This window comes from Westiellopsis prolifica IICB1, assembly GCF_004323185.1.
Lineage (GTDB): Bacteria > Cyanobacteriota > Cyanobacteriia > Cyanobacteriales > Nostocaceae > Pelatocladus > Pelatocladus prolificus_A.
Window position 1 is genome coordinate 1,050,031 of record NZ_NAPS01000002.1, and the last position, 18,570, is coordinate 1,068,600.

Genomic DNA, 18,570 nt, shown 5'->3' on the forward strand with positions numbered 1-18,570 from the left:
ATGAGAGTAAACTCATCAATTGCTCTGCCAATCAAATCACTAATGTATTTCCTCTAGGGTAATTTTGAGACGGTTTTCTTACGTCGAATGGCTTCCAAAGCAACTTTGAATTTTAAATTGAGAACTGTATTGTTGGCGTTTGTGTCTCATCTTCTAATTTCCACAATTAGAATTCGGAGAAATTGAAGTGGCTCAAAATCGTTTTCTATACCTCAGAGGGATCGACAAATAGATTCTTCAGAAGTGGACTCAGGAACAGATTATATCGGTCGTATTTCGCTAAAGTATTGACCTCGTATTGCCAATTGTCGTCGCTGTCTCGACCAACAGTGAATGTTTCACGAATCCGCTCGAAAAACTTCGGATCAGTCCAGGGTCCATTATTTGGCGTGTATGCCCAACCTTTTGACCACTCAGGTACAATCCGCGCTTTATTACCTGTGAAATGCCCTATAAACCATGCCTCTAGCTCAGAGAAGAACTGATTGGATAATTTTGTTCCGGGTAGGGTAAGCACATCCAGCCAAAGAGCTACATCCCAACCGTTCTGCTTGGTCAATTTGTCGGTAGCTAGTGAAGAAATTATTGGTCGGTCAGGGGAATCTCCTGCTACAGAAGGCACGTTATCAGGACTGTCCAGATTAGTCACACGAACCTCCAGTGGGGCATTGATCGGGAACTCGTTCTTGTCCTGATAATCACTCAGCATCTTCTGAAACTGTTGTGCAAAGTCAGCAATCGCATCCTGTACGTCTGCTTTTCGCATCAGGACTGCATAACCATTGGCAGTCACCCGTAGCGTTGTGTCCTTAATGTAAAACAAAGTGTTCTTTGATGCTCCCCAAATATCCCGTGATACTGGGTAAATTGTTTGCCCCAACAGATTCTGACCGTCTAAACCAAGTTGGGTAGCCTTCTCCATAGTCTCTCCAAAAGTCGGCGTCAAACCTGGAATACCACTCAGAATACCCTTGATCATCTCGGTGATTTTAGTTTCCAAATTGTCCGAGAACGGGTAGTTATTTGGGTTTTCCACGAGGCGAGAACCTGCTGGCTGATTGTTTGTCACAGTCCACACCTTGAGCCACGGATGTTCACTAAACGGATACCAAATTACTTCGATGCGACCGCTCTGTTCTAGAAAATGGGCGACACTTTTTGGCGGAGGTGAGCCTCCATTAGAACGTGCGAACATGACCGATGCTGGAATATCAGTAAAGCTTTGACAACGCATATTGTAGTTATCGATCACCTGCAATGTCACTTCAACGATCATCGCTCGGCCTAACTGGCTTAGGAACGCTTTGGTATCTTTTTCACCACGTTTAAAGGTACGTAGCTGATAACGATCAGGATTAGTCCCATCTGGGTCAGTGACCACTGCTACAACTTCCAGAATATGGTTACTCATTGAGCCATAGCTGCAAGGGAAGTCATCATTCGGGGGAGTACGGACGGCGGTTCCGTGACCATTGATAGCAAGTACACCTCCTACCGTGAGATGTTCTGGTGCTGGCGTATGTGGGAAACTGAAGCCTGGAGCGCTCCCTTTGCCACCTGGCTGTTTCTCTAGGAAACTGAGGAGATCACCCATCGTAGCACCTGCTCCCACATTAACCCGAGCAGGTAGTCCATCTGATGCTGGGATCATCTTCATCTTGTTGAGAGCCTTCGTCGTATCGACAAGGAGTAATTTTGATTCGGTAGGAAGATCAGACGGTAATGAAAGCGGGGACCAGTTGTGCATGATGCCCCGAGGACGCACCATATATCCATTGTCCTTCGCCCAATTGCAGATTTCGACAACATCGTCTGCTATCTGAGGAGCGCAGGTCCAGACAATAGATAAATCGATAGTTCCAGACCAGTTCTTGAAAGGGACGCGGTTGATCGGAATTTGAGATGGAAAACCCGGCGGCGACACGGTCGATCCGTCTATCACTTCCACAAAATTAACAGAATAGTTCTGTGTGGTACCTGTCACTTTGTAGATTGCCGTCTTTTCATTTAGTTTAAAAGTGACGTGGTCATGAGACATCTCCGTTTTACCAAGAACAGCGGAAACAACTGGCCAAACTTCTACCCCTTCTGGAAAGGTTGTAGCAGCCAGGTCGATAGTCCGTGACTGCAATATCGGGTAGTTGTCTGTAGAGTCGGATATCCCTGAATCCCAGGCAGTCTGAAACGACATGACAAACCAGGCATCGTTGCGACATTCAATTTTTTGAACTTCTAACATAAGACGTTGCTTTCCTTGTTCTTGATTTTTGATTTGCACTCTTTTAGTTCAACTAAAAAGACATTGAAGAAGTTCGTTCTACCCTACTCCAAGCCAGTGCAGCTTTCAAAATAAAAGCGGTAGTGATCGTCTGACTGCCGTAAAACAAGATAGCTCGCACCCTACCCGCAGCGCGACCCAATTCCATCCGAATAAACTTGCAGCTAGCCCAAGATTTATCCTCCTGTTGGCAGTGCTTGAGGTAGCTACACCCTTTAAGAACACGCTCAATGTCGGCTGTAGCGATCGCCTTAGATACACCTTCGGTAGACGCATCTTGTTGAGCGAGTTCTAGACTCAATAAAGCTAATGCGGTACTTAATGGATCGCTGTTATCTTCTATCCCCCAACCACCATCTACTTGTTGACATTCATACAAAAAATTAATGGCACGAGCAATTCCGGGCGAACCAGGGCGTACTAAAGTCAGTAAACGCAGGCAGACATAAGTACCATAGTAAGAGCCGTGATACCAAGAACTTTGCCAACTGCCATCTTCTCTCTGCTGACTTTCTAAGTAAGCAACTCCGTCTTGAATTACCTGCTCAAATAGCTCCGGATCATAAAGTACCAGCGTATAGAGCAAATTTGCCATCACATCCGGATCCCGACCAGTTCCCCAAGCTTGCTGTACCCACCAAAACTGAAGATTTTGCTCTGGGGTACGGTCAGTCGCAGGTACAATCCAAGTTTCAAAAGAGCCATCGGCATGAGTATTATTCTGTAGCAATACAGACAGAGGCACTTTGCAGTATTTCTCTACTTCTGATCGCCGTCCAGAGCGCAATAAAACTTGCATAATTTGAGCTAAGTCGTCAGCATCCGGTGGTAGCTCTGGTAAATTAGGAAAATAGCTCCAGCCACCAACACCGGAATTGCGTCGGCAGTTCAACAAGTAATTAACTTCGTGGTCTATTACTGGCTGAAGTTGTTCGCCAAGTAGTTTCGTAGCATCGCATAAAACATCAGCAATTAAGGCTCGCTGAAAAACATCACCGTACTGCTCCTCAACAGCAGCAATGAAACCTTGTTCGCGAGGAAATGACATAATATGGGCCGCTTCAGCAAACCCCAGTTGCCATTGCTTTATAAGAAAGCGCAACCCATCCTGCACTATTGGCTCCCAAAGGTTCTGATTTGGGGACAGTTGATCAATCATCTTTAAACAGTATAAACAAGAGGATTTTTATAACTCGCTGCTAAATCGCCGTGCTTCAAACCGGGCAAACAACGAGTTAGGTGTTGCTGGCGAATGATGTCTTTAGGGCATCCTTGAAGATAGTTTTTCTCGTTTAATTCTGAACCTTGCTGCATCCAAACGTGCGCGCCATCTTGATAGTAAACAATTACTAAAGCTTCTCTGATGCGATCGCTTGTATTAACTCCAGAACTATGCAAAGTCCAACCAGCATGAAAAGTAGCATCGCCGGCTGCCATCGCCCCATGATTGTCTAGCTCAAACCCTCGTTTTATCAAAGACTGCTCGGAGAATCCTTGCAGGATATTATTATCTTCAGTTACAAAATAACCGTCTTTATGGGAACCGCTAGCAAAAGTTAAAGGAGCCATCTCTACAGAAATATCTGATAGAGCTATCCACATAGAAATTACCTGGGGCGTATCTAGGGGAAAAAAATCGCAATCTTGATGCCAGGGCGTACTAGTTCCTCCTGGTTCTTTAAAATAAGATTCATCCCGCAAAAGTCTAACCGCACTGACTGCCATCAAATCGGCAGCAATTTTAGCAAAGCGACGAGCTAGTACAAACTGACGCACTACTTCATCTCTTTCCCACAAATTATGGACAAATCTCCATCCATTCTTGCGCCCCGCAGCAATCTGCTCTAATATTTCTTCCTCTCGGTCATAATTCATGACTGCGTCTACTATATGAGGGCGATAAGCTATCATTTCTGCGGGAGAAACAACTCCTTTTAGTAAGATGTGTCCGTTTTGCTGGAATTGATTAACCTGCTCAACTGAAACGTCATGTGCTGATGATAAATCGGGCAGACAAGCCAAGGACATCTCTAAATTACCTCATTACTTAGTTGGCTAGCTAAATTCTCTGGGGTTAGAGGTTCAAATTCGCGGTCAATAAAGCCTAGACTTCTTAGTCCTTCTGGCTTAACACCCAAAATAATTCTGGTATAGAATTCGTCGTCTACTTCAAATATTTCCAATTTTGATGAATCGTTTTGAAAATCGCAATGATAATAGCGCAAAATGCTATTTTTGGGAATCATTAATCCAGCTACTACAACTCTTTCGTTAGCAGTTTGATTAGGAGGAGAACAGTGAAATATTCGTGTATCGTAAACTAAAGCTTGACCTGCTTGAATAGGAATTTTAGTTAAATATTTTTCCCAAATTACCGACAAGATGTTTTCATAAGGAAAATCATTGAACAATCCTCTAGGTTTTGTATTTAGTTGATGACTACCCTTGACTAAATGGATACATCCATTTAAATAATTGACATCAACTAAAGGACACCAAATTCCTAATGAATTAAATTTTGTTTCGTCTACAAATGACCAATCCTGATGCATCTGGACTTCACTATCTGTTCTTAATGCTTGTTTGACAATAAAACTCCAAAAACATAAGCGATACTGCTTAAATAGCTTTATTGTTTTGTCATTTAAAATTTGTTTAATCTCGCGATTAATTAATTGACGATAGTTAATATCTTTACTCATAATGCTAGGTGCAAATCCGCCTTCTAATGTATTAGGCAGACTGTAATATAAGCTAGTCAAAGTTTGGATTTCCTGAGCGTCTAAAAATTCGATCACAGTATATCCATCTTTTTCTAAATCTTGTTGGAGCTTTTCTTTGCTCAATAATTGATTCATTTTTAGTAATTCGATTTAATAGTTTTATACAAAATCAAAATTTATCCTTTGCTATTTAATGAGACAGAATCAGCTAGTGTTTTTACCTTAAAGAAACTGATAGCTAGCCAAGTTTTGAAAATTAGCCAGGGAACAGCTAAATATACCCAGTTGCCAATCAAAAATTTGCCTTTGCGAAAAGATTGGTGAAACAGGACTAACTGTCCACGCGCTTCTGGATGCTGTTGACAAAACTCTTCAACTGCTTGAGATTCGATGGGAATACGCTCAATTGTATGAAAAGATGACCAGACAACAAGCTGAGATAGTATCCGACACTTGCCACACCTACTAGCATAAAACAGCACTGGTTTTTCCTTAATTAAGTGGTTGGAAGTATCCATGAAGCTCAATCCCCTAAATGCATAAATTAGATTTTGGCAGTGGCTTTTAGATAAAGGTTGAGACGTAGTGCGTCGTTGCGATCGCATCCCATACCCAAGTAGGAAACGCTGCTACAATTTTGTGCGAGTGCTTCCCTCACAGGTATGTTGGTCAGGTCGTACATTTGCGTGTAACAATTAACCAACTCAACCCATTTAGAAGTGGAATAAGCTAAACAGTGGCCGCAAACATCTATTTTGGCATCGTGGCTTTCGCCTGTAGTGATCGCAAACCCCAAGCTAGGAACAATCCCTGATAGCTGGAGCGTGCTGTCTTTAATAATGAAAGTCAAAAAAGATGCCAAAGCAGGGTTTTGGAAAATCTCTAAACCCATTTGGTCAAGGCGAGTGGGACGTAAGAAACGCCAGTATAGTTTAGCGCGAGCATTATTCAAGTTAGAGCCTTCGATGCCAATACTTTGCAAGTAAGCATAGTTGCGTAGCGCGGCAATAGCAGAACTAGCTTCCCTGGAATTTGGCAAAATATCAGTCAGCCATTGCTGCGCCCAATCCCAGGCTTCTTGAAAATTACCGTTTCGCCTAGCATCTACATACATAGCACAGCCTGGAGTATCAATGCCTGCACCTAGCCAAAGTACGCCGCTCGTAAATCGAGAAAACCCCACTACATCCTTTGGTAAATACCATCTTAAAGTGCGATCGCACAGAATCGCCAGCTGCTGCGACGCAGTTAATTGCAACACTTGTGCTAAAGCTTGCTGGCTGGCTTCAAACCGCTCTTTCGGATCAGCTAGAACAAAACCTGGATCACTTAACAGGCGACTGTATAAGTGTTTGGAAGTGGCAGTCAGACAAACCTGTAGAGGAGAACCATCGCTATTTAGACCCGATTTTCCCCCTCGTACCCCTTGACCGTCTGGGGGAATCGCTAGCAGCGTTTGGCTCAAAGCCTCTACAGCCTCTAGCTTGACTCGGCTGAGGCTGGCTAGTACCTCTAATAGATTCTGCAAATAAGATGAAACCTCAAGCCTAGTCTGTAGCATAGTAGTTTAGTTTCTTATAATGTTGATCTGGCTAAGAGTTCCTGGATTGCCGTTTGACCCAGTAGCACCATTATTCCCTGAAGCACCAGTTTGACCTGAAGGACTTCCGCCAGGACTACCAGTACCACCAGTACCACCAGTACCGCCTTTACCGCCAGGAGAGGAAATAGATGAGGAATAAACATTTCCCCCTGACGTTGAAGCAGTGTAGGTAACATTAATGAAACTGCCATTACCACCATTGCCACCATCGCCGCCTTTGCCGCCATCGCCGCCTTTGCCACCATCACCGCCATTAGAGCCACCACAGGGACTTCCCGCAGGACAAGTAGAAGAGCTACCACCTTTGCCGCCTTGGCCACCATTACCGCCATTACCACCAGCACCGCCTTTGCCACCAGTACCGCCAGCACTAAAAACAGTAATATTGCCTACCAATTCTTGAATAGTAATTGTTGCAGGCTGGGCATCTAAGCCATTACTTCCAGGGCCGCCATTGCTTCCAGACACGCCAGAGCCTCCACTACCACCAGGTGTTGAGGTTTCCGTACAAACAGATCTCCAATCGCAATTCGCATTTCTGCCGTCAGTACCGTCTTTGCCAGCACTTCCAGCCTGTCCGGCTTCTCCGTTAGTACCATCAGCTCCAATAACTAAAATATCGTACTGTGCCATTTCTATCTCCTCAATATTTCCTAATAAACTGTGGGTGAGTCTTGATGATTTTGATTTTCGCGCCCAAATAGCAATTCTTGCTTAATCTAGATAATTTCTCATTGCTCAAGCCTAAATGAAGCAAGGTTAGCTAGGGCGCTATTTTGCTGACTACAAAACAGCTAAACTAGCTGACTTTTACTAATTTTGTAAAAGTTACGTTAACTTGAGTATCCTTAGCGATAATTTGACCGCCTTGAATATCGACTTCATCAGTGAAAGTTTGCTGAGGCTGATTAAGATTCAAAGGTTGGGAGGGTGTTACATTGATTTTGGCCATATATTTTTCCTTTGTGCTTGAATTTGCGAGTTTGTGGGTTTAAATGTCAATTTGAAATCTTGTGCAGTTGCTGAACTGTCATGTTCGTTGGCGCATATATTTTGATAGTGCTGCCTTCCATAATCTCTAACTCGCCAAAAATTAGCACTGCTGGTCGGCTTCCTTGAATAATCAACGAACCTCCTGACTCTATGACTACTTTCTTGATGGCGCAGACCGCTACTTCAAATGGTGCATGGAGCTTTTCAAGAACTTCTTTGTAGCTATCAACTAATTTGGAATTGCCAAAAAGGTAAGCATAGCCTGCTCTTTCGATATCTTCTTGTTCGGCAAGAGAAAGGCTAGATATATCAGAAACAGCTTTTGACATCCAAGGTTTAGATGGCAATTCTTTTGTAAAGGAAAAAACTCCTTGCTCAAATAGTGAATTTGGGATGCCAATCCAGGCTTTGAATTGATCAAGATTTTTAGTGCTGCGAAGGCAAGGTTGGAATAGCGCAGACATGTCTAATGTCGTTGATATAACTACTTGAGAACCAGATTTGATGATTAGGGACTCGCTATGAACCTCAAAATTTCGATTTAAATTGTATTCAGCTAAAAGAGATTCAAATCTTTCCTGGCGATAGAGCCATTGAGGATTAAATAAATGCAAACACTTTTCAAACTGTTCTTTTTGAAAGTCAATATCTGCTATTGCAGTCTTCATAGTTTTTCCTCAGAAATTTGATTAGGCTATACCAATTGCATTTACTTGGGTACAACAATTGAATCCAATTTGCTCTTTTAATTCCTCAATCACAATGGCAGTTTAGGCTTTTAACTAACGAACTTAAGAATTTTCTGCCATTTATTCCCAAAGCAATAACCAGTAGGGGTTTTGGCTAATTTAAACTTAAATGAAGCTCGCCGCTTATCTTCCTTAAATTTTGAGAAAATACTTTCAGTAGACTGGCTCAAATAAGCAGTCAGAAACCCCACCGCTAAAGCGGGGGGCGCAGAAATTGTCCTTATCTGACCAGACTCAGTACCCAAAAAGTACTACGTTAGAGGCAACTGAAGCTAAAAAACAATTAAATTTCAGAAAAAATGTCCTGTATTTGGGAAAATACCGAAAAGTAGCTGTAGTTATTTTTGATTTTGCTTCTCAGCCTCGATAATAAAAGATGTATTTACAGAAAACCCGACGCAGACGGGGTGTACTCCTGACACTCCAAGGATTAAAGAAACTTCAAACAGCTAAGTCTAAAGCAGAGATTGAGGAAAACTCTGGTAATCGTTATACTCTTGAAGCATTGAACGAACGCACAGGGTTGTCAGTGGATACACTGATGAAGATATTTGCTTGTGAATTAGGAGTGGATAAGCAAACCTTGAAGTACTGTTTTCAAGCGTTTAATCTGGTTTTGGAACAGAGTGATTATTGCTTTCCTGAACCACAACAGCAGGATGAAGCATTAGGTACTAACTTGCTCATAGTAGAAACAGCACCAGAGATACCACAAGGTCAAGTACCCCTAGATTCTGCATTTTATTTAGAACGTCCTCCTATTGAAACCGATTGTTACAAAGCAATTTTGCAACCAGGAGCTTTAATCCGAATCAAAGCTCCTAGACGGATGGGGAAAACTTCATTAATGTCAAGGATTCTTCAGTCTGCAACTAATTATGGTTATCGCACTGTATCTTTAAACTTCCAGCTAGGCGATAAAGCGATTTTTCAAGACTTAGATAAATTCCTGCGTTGGTTTTGTGCAAGTATCAGTCTGGGTTTACAGGTGCAAAACCAACTCACAGACTATTGGGATGAGCTATTTGGCAGCAAAATTAGCTCTAAAATTTACTTTGAGCAGTATCTTTTAGCCAAAACAACCAGCCCTATTGTCCTGGGTTTAGACGATGTAGATATGTTGTTCCAATATCCAGACTTGGCTGATGATTTTTTTGGATTGTTACGTGCTTGGCATGAGGAAGCCAAAAATCGAGAGATTTGGAAAAAACTGCGATTAGTTGTGGCACATGCAACAGAAGTGTATATTCCCTTGAATGTGAATAAATCACCTTTTAATGTGGGGTTACCAATTGAGTTACAAAGCCTAAACAAGGAACAAGTACAGGCTTTAGGAGAGCGTTATCGTTTGAACTGTTCAGAGCAAGCATTAGAACAATTGTTTGCTTTGGTTGGCGGACAACCCTATCTTGTCAGACTGGCTTTTTATTATTCATGGCAACTTGGTATCACTTTAGAGCAATTGTTGTCAACTGCCCTTAGCTCAAATGGAATTTACTGTGAACACCTGCAACAACAATTGTGGAACCTCCAACAAAATCCAGAATTAATAGCCGCCTTTGCACGGGTTGTCAAAGCATCTACACCTGTAGAATTATGTCTAGAGCAAGCGTTCAAATTGCAAAGCATGGGATTAGTAAATTTATGCGGTAATCAAGCTACCCCTAGCTGTAAGTTGTATGCCGAATATTTAGGCGATCACCTAAATAACCACCGAGTAATCGTTTCTTAATCACCGCACTGTACACTACTATTTTTCAGAGATCATAAAACTTTTCTGTCTACAGAAAATGCTTAAAGTCCTAAAATTCGATGGTGCAAATTCAGTTGAATTAGTAAACTACATTAATATTAACAAAGAGCATTGAAAATATGATAACGCAAAAAACATTCTTCAATAAACAGGATCTTCAAGACATTCTCTGTGGGGCAGTTTTGCTTGCTAGTGGAGGCGGCGGTGCTATAAAAAATGGTCAACAATTAATCGAGTCCATATTAAAAATTTCCGATCAAGTTGAGTACATCGAACCTGCTAATGTAGATAAATTTAAATATATGCCAGTCCTAGCCGGTCTAGGTTCTCCAGATGCTTTTGAGAAACAAGGTTTTAGCAGATCACCTCAAATGGTTTTTGAAGTGCTGGAGCAAGTTAAACAAAGAAGCTACCCCCAAGAAAATCAGCAATACCGTTTTTCTTATACTGTTCCTGTAGAGACCGGCGCTGTAGCTCACTTTACCGCTATGCTGGTGGCAGTACAGAAAGGTATTGCCGTCGTTGATGGCGATGGTGGTGGCAGGGCTTTTCCTAGTTTAGCAATGGCTAGCTTTGCTGAAGCAATCAATAACAAGACTGTTGTTCCTGTATCACCAGTAATAATTGCGACCGAACAAGAACTTGAAGCTGGTGGTACAGAAGTGGAACTTAATCAAAACGATCCTGCGATTGTAGATGACTTGGGAAGAGCGATTATAGATACAGCAGAGTTTAAAGATGTAGCTGCCATAGCTTGCTTTGCTATGGATGGTGAAACTATGCAAAAGGTGATCGTACCTAATACGCTGACTAGAGCGAGAAAGGTTGGTCGTCTGATCCGAGATGCTGTCCAAAACCAAAAGAACCCCGTCGCAGATGTATTGTCTTACTTGGATGGCTACCAACTTTTTCAGGGAAAAATAACTGACATTAAAAAACATACCCAAGGCGGATTTGACTTTGGGACGGTTGTAATTGAAAGTGCAACAGGCAAAAAAGCTTATATTTTGAATCAAAATGAGAACTTAGTTGCTTGGTCTGACCAAGAGGATCGTCCATTAGCGATCGCTCCAGATCTAATTTGCTACATGGGAACTGATGGACAAACTTTAAGTAATGCTGATATCAGCTTAGGGCAAGACGTGACTTTGATTGGAGTGAAAGCTCCAGAGCAATTAAGAAAACCCTACTTCATCAATGTCTTTGGCAAGGCTTTGAAAAACCTTGGATACTATGGTTCTTACGTGCCAATTGAGTATCTACAAATCAATACCTGCGACTGAATCAGAAGATTAAACCGCGTTCGTATAACGTGTCTCGAAGGAACTTAGAAGTTTGATTTTTGAGTTTACAAAACTTTAAAAACATCCCGCAAATATGCAATACTACGTTCGACAAAGGAAAAAGAAAAAATGTCGATTGCAATCAAAATTATAGTTCCAGCTAATAACACATCATTTAATGACAGAATTAAAGATGCAGTGGTAGCAGTCCAAGCACCCGATGTAACAATAGACGTTGAAAGTATCGCAGGTGGGACAAAAACCATCCAGAGTCGCTACGATCTGTCAATTAATACTCCCTATGTGATTGCTCTGGCAGAAAAGACACAGCAAGACGGGTATAACGGTATATTTGTGACAGATTTTGATATGTGTGGCGTAGAAGCTGTGAGAGAAATTGTGAATATTCCGGTCGTTGGCGGTTTCAGACCAAGTGCTTACACAGCTATGATGCTCGCACAAAGGTTTTCAATTATTACTGTTTTGAACAATGTAGTTGCCATGCAAAGAGAGCATTGTCGAGCATTTGGAATTACAGAAAATCTAGCGTCAATTCGCTCTGTAGATATACCGGTAGCAAACTTAGAGGATAGGGATCTGGCGATCGCTAAAGTATATGAGGAAAGTATAAAAGCTATTGAAGAAGACCAAGCAGAGTGCTGTATTCTAGGATGTACGGGCTTTGTTGGTGTGGCTGAGGCAGTTACACAACTTCTGCAAGAAGTAGGCAAACCCGCACCAGTAATAGATCCAAACCGAGCAGCAGTCAGCTACTTAGAGTTGCTGATCAGAAACAAACTATCTCAGAGTAGGTTGACATATTATGTGCCGCCTGACTACACACCGCCCAAACTCAAGTGATGCTGAGTTGAAAGCTTTCTAGTTAAAAGGGCAGACAGATGTTCTTGGCTATCCCTGGATACCAAATCACAGCAGAAATTTCCCTTAATGGGAAGACAGTTGTTTACCGAGGACAACGACTCAAGGATCGAAAACCTGTGATTTTGAAGAGTCTCACAGCTAAGTACCCAATGTCAAACGTGATGGCTCGACTCAGGCACGAATATGAAATCCTCGTAAATTTGGATTCACCAGGCATAGTCAAGGCTTATGGATTGGAGAGTTACAATCAAATTCCTGTTTTAATCTTGGAAGATTTTGGCGGCATGTCTCTAAGAGAATTCATGCTCACCAATCAAATAGATTTAATCTCATTTCTGCGGATTGCCATTAACCTAGTGCAAACTCTAGAACAATTGCACCAACATCACATCATTCACAAGAACATTCAACCCACTAATATTATTTTCAATCCTGACACCGGAGAAGTCAAAATCGCTGACTTTGCCCTCGCCTCCCTACTAGAGTGGGAAAATCAAACAATCAGCAATCCAAATTTACTCGAAGGTTCTTTTGCCTATATGTCTCCGGAACAAACCGGACGGATGAGTCGTGCAATTGACTATCGCACAGACCTTTATTCTTTAGGAGTTACCTTTTATGAAATACTGACACAACAGTTGCCTTGGCAAAGTTCAGATGTGATGGAATTAGTCCACTGCCATATTGCTCAAACACCTGTAAATCCCCAGCAGATGAATTTAGACATTCCGCTAACGGTGTCTAACATTATCATGAAGCTATTAGCAAAAAATCCTGAAGATAGATACCAAAGTGCTTTTGGACTCAAAGATGACCTAGAAAATTGCCTCACTCAACTGCAAAATACCAGTCAAATAATAGACTTCCCCCTTGGCAAGCAAGATAAACTGAGACAATTTCAAATCCCACCCAAGCTTTATGGCAGGGAAGCCGAATTAGCTACTTTAATAACCACTTTTGAACGGGTTAGCCAAGGCACAACGGAGACGCTTTTAGTCACTGGTTACTCAGGTATCGGCAAATCTTCCCTAGTTCATGAAATTCATAAACTTATCACCTACCATCAAGCATATTTTATTACTGGCAAGTTTGACCAGTTGAAGCAGAATATTCCTTATGCTGCCCTGATTCAAGCTTTTCAGGAATTGATACGGCAATTGCTGGGCGAAAGCGAAGCGCTGTTACAAATCTGGAAAGAAAAACTCTTAGATTCCTTCGGCTCCAATGGTCAAGTGATCATTGATGTTATTCCCGAAGTTGAACTTATTGTTGGCAAACAACCACCAGTAACTTTTCTAGAGCCAACTGAATCTCAAAATCGTTTTAATTTAGTTTTTCAAAAATTTCTTCATGTTTTTACTCAAAAAGAACATCCATTGGTTCTCTTTTTAGATGATTTACAGTGGGCAGATTTGGCTTCGCTAAAGTTGCTTCAACTGCTGATAAGTGAACCGAATAGTCAATATTTATTGCTGATTGGGTCATATCGAGATAACGAAGTAGATGAAACGCATCTATTAATGCAGGCTGTAGATGATATGCAGACCTGCTGTGAAAAGATAAATACTATTACTTTGCAACCTTTGAAGCTCGTTGATATCAAGCAGTTAATTGCTGATACACTCCAATGTTCTCTAGAACAGTCACAGCCTTTAGCACAGCTACTCCTGAATAAAACAAATGGCAATCCTTTCTTCTTGAATCAGCTGCTTAAATCTCTATATCATCAAAACTTATTGACATTTGATTTAAATACTAATATTTGGCAGTGGGACATCAAGCAAATTCAAGGTGTAGGCATCACTGAAAATGTGATTGAATTAATGATTGAAAATATCGAAAAACTGCCAGAAAGTACCCAGAATGTCTTAAAATTAGCAGCTTGTATCGGCAATAGATTCAATTTAGAAATTCTCTCCCTTGTCAATGAAAAATCTCCCTCTGCCACAGCAAATGAACTTTGGACAGCATTTCAGGTTGGTCTGATTTTGCCTCTAAACGATGCCTACAAAATTCCGCTTGTTTTGTCCCAAGATACTATAACTATTAGTGAGCAAATTTCATCTCAATTACCGATTAATAATGCTCCACTAGATATCGCTTACCAATTCCGACATGATCGGATGCAGCAAGCAGCTTATGCCCGCATCCCAGAACCCCAGAAAAAAGAAATTCACCTCAAAATTGGCAGATTACTTTTACAAAATACTCAACCTGAAGTTGTAGAAAAAAATATTTTTGATATTGTCAACCAGTTAAATATTGGTGCTGAATTAATTACTAATCGCCAATCAAGAGATGAATTAGCTAAATTAAATTTGATTGCTGGCAAAAAAGCAAAAGCATCTGCTGCTTACGAATCAGCTATTAAATATTTAAATGTCGGTAGAGAATTACTAGCGAGCAATAGTTGGCAAAATCACTATGAGTTAACACTAGCTATTTACGAAGAAGCCGCAGAATTAGAATATTTAAACACCAACTTTGAGCAAGCACAAATTCTTATCAAGATTGTGCTTAAACAAGCTAAAAATATCCTCGATAAGGTGAAAGTATATCAGCTACAAATTCAGCTTTATACTGCCCAAAATGAGATGATAAAAGCCATAAATACAACACTACCTGTACTAGAAATGCTAGGAGTGTCTCTCTCATTATCTGGTGAAGATGGTGAATTAGCTGAGTTACCTGAGACTACGGAATTAGAAAAAATTCCCGAAATGACTGACCCGTATAAACTAGCAGCATTACATCTGTTAATGAGCATCACTACCCCTGCTTTACAAGTAATGCCCAAGAGTTTGATAGTCATTATTTCTACTCAGATAGAACTGTGTCTGCTCGCAGGTAATTCTACGTTATCTTCTCTAGCATATGCTTGGTATGGTCTACTTCAGTGCGGAGTATTGGGAGATATTAACTCTGGATATCACTCTGGGCAATTAGCTCTAAAGCTCCTAAAGCAATTTAATGCCAAAGAACTCCAATCTAAAATATACAACATATATAATGTTTCTATCAGACATTGGAAAGAGCATATTAAAGAAACAATAAATTCATTACAAGAAGGATTTGAAAGTGCAATTGAAACTGGAGATTTAGTATTTGCTAGCTATTGTGGTACTAGCTATTTATTACATAAACTTTTGAGTGGTGAAAAGTTAGAATCATTAGAAAAAGAACAAGCATCGTATATTAATTTATTATTAAAACTAAAGCAAGATATTTCTATTCAATATGCCCTGATTTGGAGGCAGCTGACATTAAATTTACAAGGATTGACAGCAAATAAACTTCTGTTAATTGGTGAAAGCTTTGATGAGTTGGCAATGCTACCACGTTTACACGCAACTCAAAATAGTCAGTTGCTTTTCGCTGTTTATGTCGCTAAAACAATTCTCCTATATTTATTTAAAAACCAGGCTCAAGCAGTGAAATATGCTTCTCGTGCGACAAAATATGCAAAGGCTGCGGCTGGTATGATAACTATTGGTATACATAACTTCTATTATTCTTTATCGCTTCTGAGTCAGTATCACGATGCTAATTATTCTGAGCGGCAACAAATATTGTACCAGATAGATAAAAATCAAGAAAAAATGAAATATTGGGCGCACCATGCACCAATGAATTATCTGCATAAATACAAACTTGTAGAAGCAGAAAAAGCGCGTGTATTAGGGCAAGCTGTTGCGGCGATGGAGCTTTATGACCAAGCAATTGAACAAGCAAAACAGCAAAGATACCTTCAAGATGAAGCTTTGGGTTATGAACTAGCAGCAGAATTTTATATCTCTTTAGGAAGAGAAAAAATAGCTCAAACTTATATGACTGAGGCATACCATAGTTATATTTTCTGGGGTGCAACTGCTAAAGCTGAAAACTTGGAGTTAAGATATCCCCAATTTATTTCTAAAGTATCTGTATCGCCTCCAGATACAATAAATACTAATAGTAATGATGCAATTTTGCTCGACTTAAAAACGATTATTAAAGCATCACAAGCTTTAGCTGCCGAAATGATTTTGGATAGATTATTAGCTAAACTTATGAAGATTGTGAGCGAAAATGCTGGCGCTCAAACTTGTTTTTTAATTTTAGATAAAGAAGGAGAATTAATAGTTGAAGCCAAGATGATTGTTGGTGAAGGTAATGTAGCTTTACGCCAATCAATGCTGATTGAAATTAGTCAAGAGTTGCCTATATCCTTGATAAATTATGTGAAAAGAACTAGAGAAGATGTAGTTTTAGCTAATGCAGCTTGTGAGGGAAGATTTACAACAGATCCTTATATTATCAAAAACCAGTCTAAATCAATCTTGTGTATTCCAATTATCCATCAAGCTAAATTTGTTGGTTTGCTTTACTTAGAAAATAATTTGACTACTGATACCTTTACTCCTGAGCGATTAGCAGTTTTGAAACTCCTATCCTTCCAAGCAGCTATTTCGATTCAAAACGCTCAACTCTACGAGGATATGACTACTTTAAATATGAATTTAAAACAAGAAATTAGCGATCGCCTCTCGGCAGAAGCGGCGTTGCGTGAGAGTGAAACAAGACTGGCTCAATTTCTAGAAGCTTTACCAGTGGGCGTGTTTGTAGTTGATGCGGAGGGAAAACCCTACTATGCTAATCAGACAGCACAGCAAATCCTTGGCAAAGGAATCGTACCTGAAACTAAGGTTGAGGAATTACCTGAGACTTATCAAGCATATTTAGCGGGGACTGAGCAGACCTATCCTACAGAAAAACAACCTCTTGTGCGGGCTTTGAGAGGTGAAAGAACAACTATTGACGATCAAGAAATTCGCCACATCGATAAGACTATCCCGCTTGAGGTATGGGCAACCCCTATTTTTAATGATAAAAATCAAGTCGCTTATGCGATCGCTGCTTTTCAAGACATCACACAGCGCAAGCAAGCAGAAGCAGAGCGAACTCAGTTCACCCAAGAACTTGCCTTAAAAAATATAGCTTTGCAGCAAGCAACAGACAAATTAGCTGAGTCTAACCGCAACTTAGAAATAAAAGTGCAGGAGCGAACCAAGGAGTTAAGCCAAACTTTAGAAATCCTCAAAGCCACTCAAGCTGAATTAGTGATTGAGAACGCTTTATTAAGAAGTGCAGAACAAACTCTTACTTATGAATATCAAGTTGGAGGAAGTTTACCAATAGATGCACCTACTTATGTGGTACGTCAAGCAGATAGGTATCTATACAAGGCTTTGAAGCAAGGAGAGTTTTGTTATATTTTCAATGCTCGGCAGATGGGCAAGTCTAGCTTGCGAGTGCAAATTATGAAAAAGTTACAAGCTGAGGGCTTCGCTTGTGCTGCGATCGATATTTCAGAAATTGGTAGTCAGCAAATGACTGTAGAACAGTGGTACGCAGGTTTTATTTATATATTAGCCAGCAGTTTAAATCTTTTAAATCAAGTTAATATTCGTACTTGGTGGCGTAAGCATGAATTTTTATCACCAGTCCAACGCCTTAGTCAGTTTATAGACGAAATAGCATTAGAAAATATTTGGCAAAATAATATTGTTGTTTTTATAGATGAGATTGATAGTGTGATCAATCTTAATTTTGACATAGATGACTTCTTTGTATTAATACGGAATTTTTATAACAAACGCGCTGATATCCCAAAATATAAACGTCTCACTTTTGTTTTCCTGGGAGTCGCAAATCCTTCTCAATTAATTCAGGATAAAAAACGAACACCTTTTAACATCGGTCAAGCGATTCAACTCAGTGGCTTTCAACTGCATGAAACCCAACCATTACTACAGGGACTAGCTGAACGAGTAGGTAATGCTCAGAATGTCCTTAAGGAAGTGTTGGCTTGGACGGGTGGACAACCTTTTCTCACCCAAAAACTCTGTAAACTCATTCGTAATTCATCAGTGAGTATTCCTCAAGGAAGTGAAGCCGACTACATAGAGAACTTAGTGCAAACACAGGTGATTGAGAATTGGGAAACTCATGACGAACCTGAGCATTTAAAAACTATACGCGATCGCCTCCTGAATCTGGAATCCTGTATTGTTCAGATATTAAAGCTATATCAGGTAATTTTGCATCAAGGCGAGGTGGTCGCGGTTGATAGTCCAGAAGAAAAGGAATTACTATTATCAGGTTTGATAGTCAAACAGCAGGGTAAATTAAGAACCCATAACCGAATTTACGAATTGGTATTTAATGACGATTGGATTGAGCAACTGCTGTACCAATATGAAACGAAAGCTGACTAATCACCAACTATTAACAATTCGCTTTTGACCATTGACCAATCATCAACGG

Annotated in this window: 13 protein-coding genes; 4 read left to right on the forward strand and 9 right to left on the reverse strand. The window is 40.5% G+C overall.

Annotated features, from left to right (window positions below; all coding sequences use genetic code 11):
* Positions 1 to 205: 205 nt before the first annotated feature.
* From B4U84_RS18850 to B4U84_RS18885, 9 genes are all read right to left on the reverse strand, one after another.
* Positions 206 to 2,239 carry a cholesterol oxidase substrate-binding domain-containing protein gene (locus B4U84_RS18850; protein ID WP_131120026.1) on the reverse strand — a complete coding sequence of 678 codons (2,034 nt, stop codon included), beginning with the start codon at positions 2,237 to 2,239 and terminating at the stop codon, positions 206 to 208.
* 52 nt (positions 2,240 to 2,291) lie between these two features.
* Positions 2,292 to 3,326 carry a prenyltransferase/squalene oxidase repeat-containing protein gene (locus B4U84_RS18855; protein ID WP_165490316.1) on the reverse strand — a complete coding sequence of 345 codons (1,035 nt, stop codon included), beginning with the start codon at positions 3,324 to 3,326 and terminating at the stop codon, positions 2,292 to 2,294.
* A gap of 113 nt (positions 3,327 to 3,439) precedes the next feature.
* Positions 3,440 to 4,306 carry a phytanoyl-CoA dioxygenase family protein gene (locus B4U84_RS18860; RefSeq protein WP_017310667.1) on the reverse strand — a complete coding sequence of 289 codons (867 nt, stop codon included), beginning with the start codon at positions 4,304 to 4,306 and terminating at the stop codon, positions 3,440 to 3,442.
* Positions 4,307 to 4,308: 2 nt separating this feature from the next.
* Positions 4,309 to 5,136, reverse strand: coding sequence for a phytanoyl-CoA dioxygenase family protein (locus tag B4U84_RS18865; RefSeq protein WP_131120029.1), 828 nt, complete (start codon positions 5,134 to 5,136; stop codon positions 4,309 to 4,311).
* A 41-nt stretch (positions 5,137 to 5,177) separates the two neighbouring features.
* Positions 5,178 to 5,519 (reverse strand): hypothetical protein, encoded by a 342-nt coding sequence (locus tag B4U84_RS18870; RefSeq protein ID WP_131120031.1) that lies wholly within the window; start codon positions 5,517 to 5,519, stop codon positions 5,178 to 5,180.
* Between the two features lie 26 nt (positions 5,520 to 5,545).
* Positions 5,546 to 6,529: a hypothetical protein gene (locus tag B4U84_RS18875; protein WP_077166385.1), complete on the reverse strand. Its 984-nt coding sequence runs from the start codon at positions 6,527 to 6,529 to the stop codon at positions 5,546 to 5,548.
* 39 nt (positions 6,530 to 6,568) lie between these two features.
* Complete coding sequence (locus tag B4U84_RS18880) at positions 6,569 to 7,237, reverse strand: hypothetical protein (protein WP_017310671.1); 669 nt, start codon at positions 7,235 to 7,237, stop codon at positions 6,569 to 6,571.
* A gap of 166 nt (positions 7,238 to 7,403) precedes the next feature.
* Positions 7,404 to 7,556 carry a hypothetical protein gene (locus B4U84_RS30685; RefSeq protein WP_017310672.1) on the reverse strand — a complete coding sequence of 51 codons (153 nt, stop codon included), beginning with the start codon at positions 7,554 to 7,556 and terminating at the stop codon, positions 7,404 to 7,406.
* Between the two features lie 46 nt (positions 7,557 to 7,602).
* The gene (locus B4U84_RS18885) at positions 7,603 to 8,265 is read right to left on the reverse strand and encodes a hypothetical protein (protein WP_017310673.1); all 663 of its coding nucleotides are present in this window, start codon (positions 8,263 to 8,265) and stop codon (positions 7,603 to 7,605) included.
* Between the two features lie 457 nt (positions 8,266 to 8,722).
* Here B4U84_RS18885 and B4U84_RS18890 point away from each other — a divergent pair, with 457 nt between their 5' ends.
* The 4 genes from B4U84_RS18890 (at position 8,723) to B4U84_RS18905 (ending at position 18,521) form a co-directional block, all read left to right on the forward strand.
* A complete protein-coding gene (locus tag B4U84_RS18890) occupies positions 8,723 to 10,078 on the forward strand; it encodes an AAA-like domain-containing protein (protein WP_044448147.1) in 1,356 nt (451 codons plus the stop codon).
* Between the two features lie 140 nt (positions 10,079 to 10,218).
* Positions 10,219 to 11,382 (forward strand): S-methyl thiohydantoin desulfurase family protein, encoded by a 1,164-nt coding sequence (locus B4U84_RS18895; RefSeq protein WP_131120033.1) that lies wholly within the window; start codon positions 10,219 to 10,221, stop codon positions 11,380 to 11,382.
* Between the two features lie 129 nt (positions 11,383 to 11,511).
* Positions 11,512 to 12,243 carry an aspartate/glutamate racemase family protein gene (locus B4U84_RS18900; RefSeq protein ID WP_017310676.1) on the forward strand — a complete coding sequence of 244 codons (732 nt, stop codon included), beginning with the start codon at positions 11,512 to 11,514 and terminating at the stop codon, positions 12,241 to 12,243.
* 38 nt (positions 12,244 to 12,281) lie between these two features.
* Complete coding sequence (locus B4U84_RS18905; protein WP_131120035.1) at positions 12,282 to 18,521, forward strand: AAA family ATPase; 6,240 nt, start codon at positions 12,282 to 12,284, stop codon at positions 18,519 to 18,521.
* Positions 18,522 to 18,570 lie beyond the last annotated feature (49 nt).

Coding starts and splice junctions, on each gene's coding strand:
- B4U84_RS18850 (WP_131120026.1), bottom strand. CDS start 2,239: ATGTTAGAAGTTCAAAAAATTGAATGTCGCAACGATGCCTGGTTTGTC.
- B4U84_RS18855 (WP_165490316.1), bottom strand. CDS start 3,326: ATGTCATTTCCTCGCGAACAAGGTTTCATTGCTGCTGTTGAGGAGCAG.
- B4U84_RS18860 (WP_017310667.1), bottom strand. CDS start 4,306: ATGTCCTTGGCTTGTCTGCCCGATTTATCATCAGCACATGACGTTTCA.
- B4U84_RS18865 (WP_131120029.1), bottom strand. CDS start 5,136: ATGAATCAATTATTGAGCAAAGAAAAGCTCCAACAAGATTTAGAAAAA.
- B4U84_RS18870 (WP_131120031.1), bottom strand. CDS start 5,519: ATGGATACTTCCAACCACTTAATTAAGGAAAAACCAGTGCTGTTTTAT.
- B4U84_RS18880 (WP_017310671.1), bottom strand. CDS start 7,237: ATGGCACAGTACGATATTTTAGTTATTGGAGCTGATGGTACTAACGGA.
- B4U84_RS30685 (WP_017310672.1), bottom strand. CDS start 7,556: ATGGCCAAAATCAATGTAACACCCTCCCAACCTTTGAATCTTAATCAG.
- B4U84_RS18885 (WP_017310673.1), bottom strand. CDS start 8,265: ATGAAGACTGCAATAGCAGATATTGACTTTCAAAAAGAACAGTTTGAA.
- B4U84_RS18890 (WP_044448147.1), top strand. CDS start 8,723: ATGTATTTACAGAAAACCCGACGCAGACGGGGTGTACTCCTGACACTC.
- B4U84_RS18895 (WP_131120033.1), top strand. CDS start 10,219: ATGATAACGCAAAAAACATTCTTCAATAAACAGGATCTTCAAGACATT.
- B4U84_RS18900 (WP_017310676.1), top strand. CDS start 11,512: ATGTCGATTGCAATCAAAATTATAGTTCCAGCTAATAACACATCATTT.
- B4U84_RS18905 (WP_131120035.1), top strand. CDS start 12,282: ATGTTCTTGGCTATCCCTGGATACCAAATCACAGCAGAAATTTCCCTT.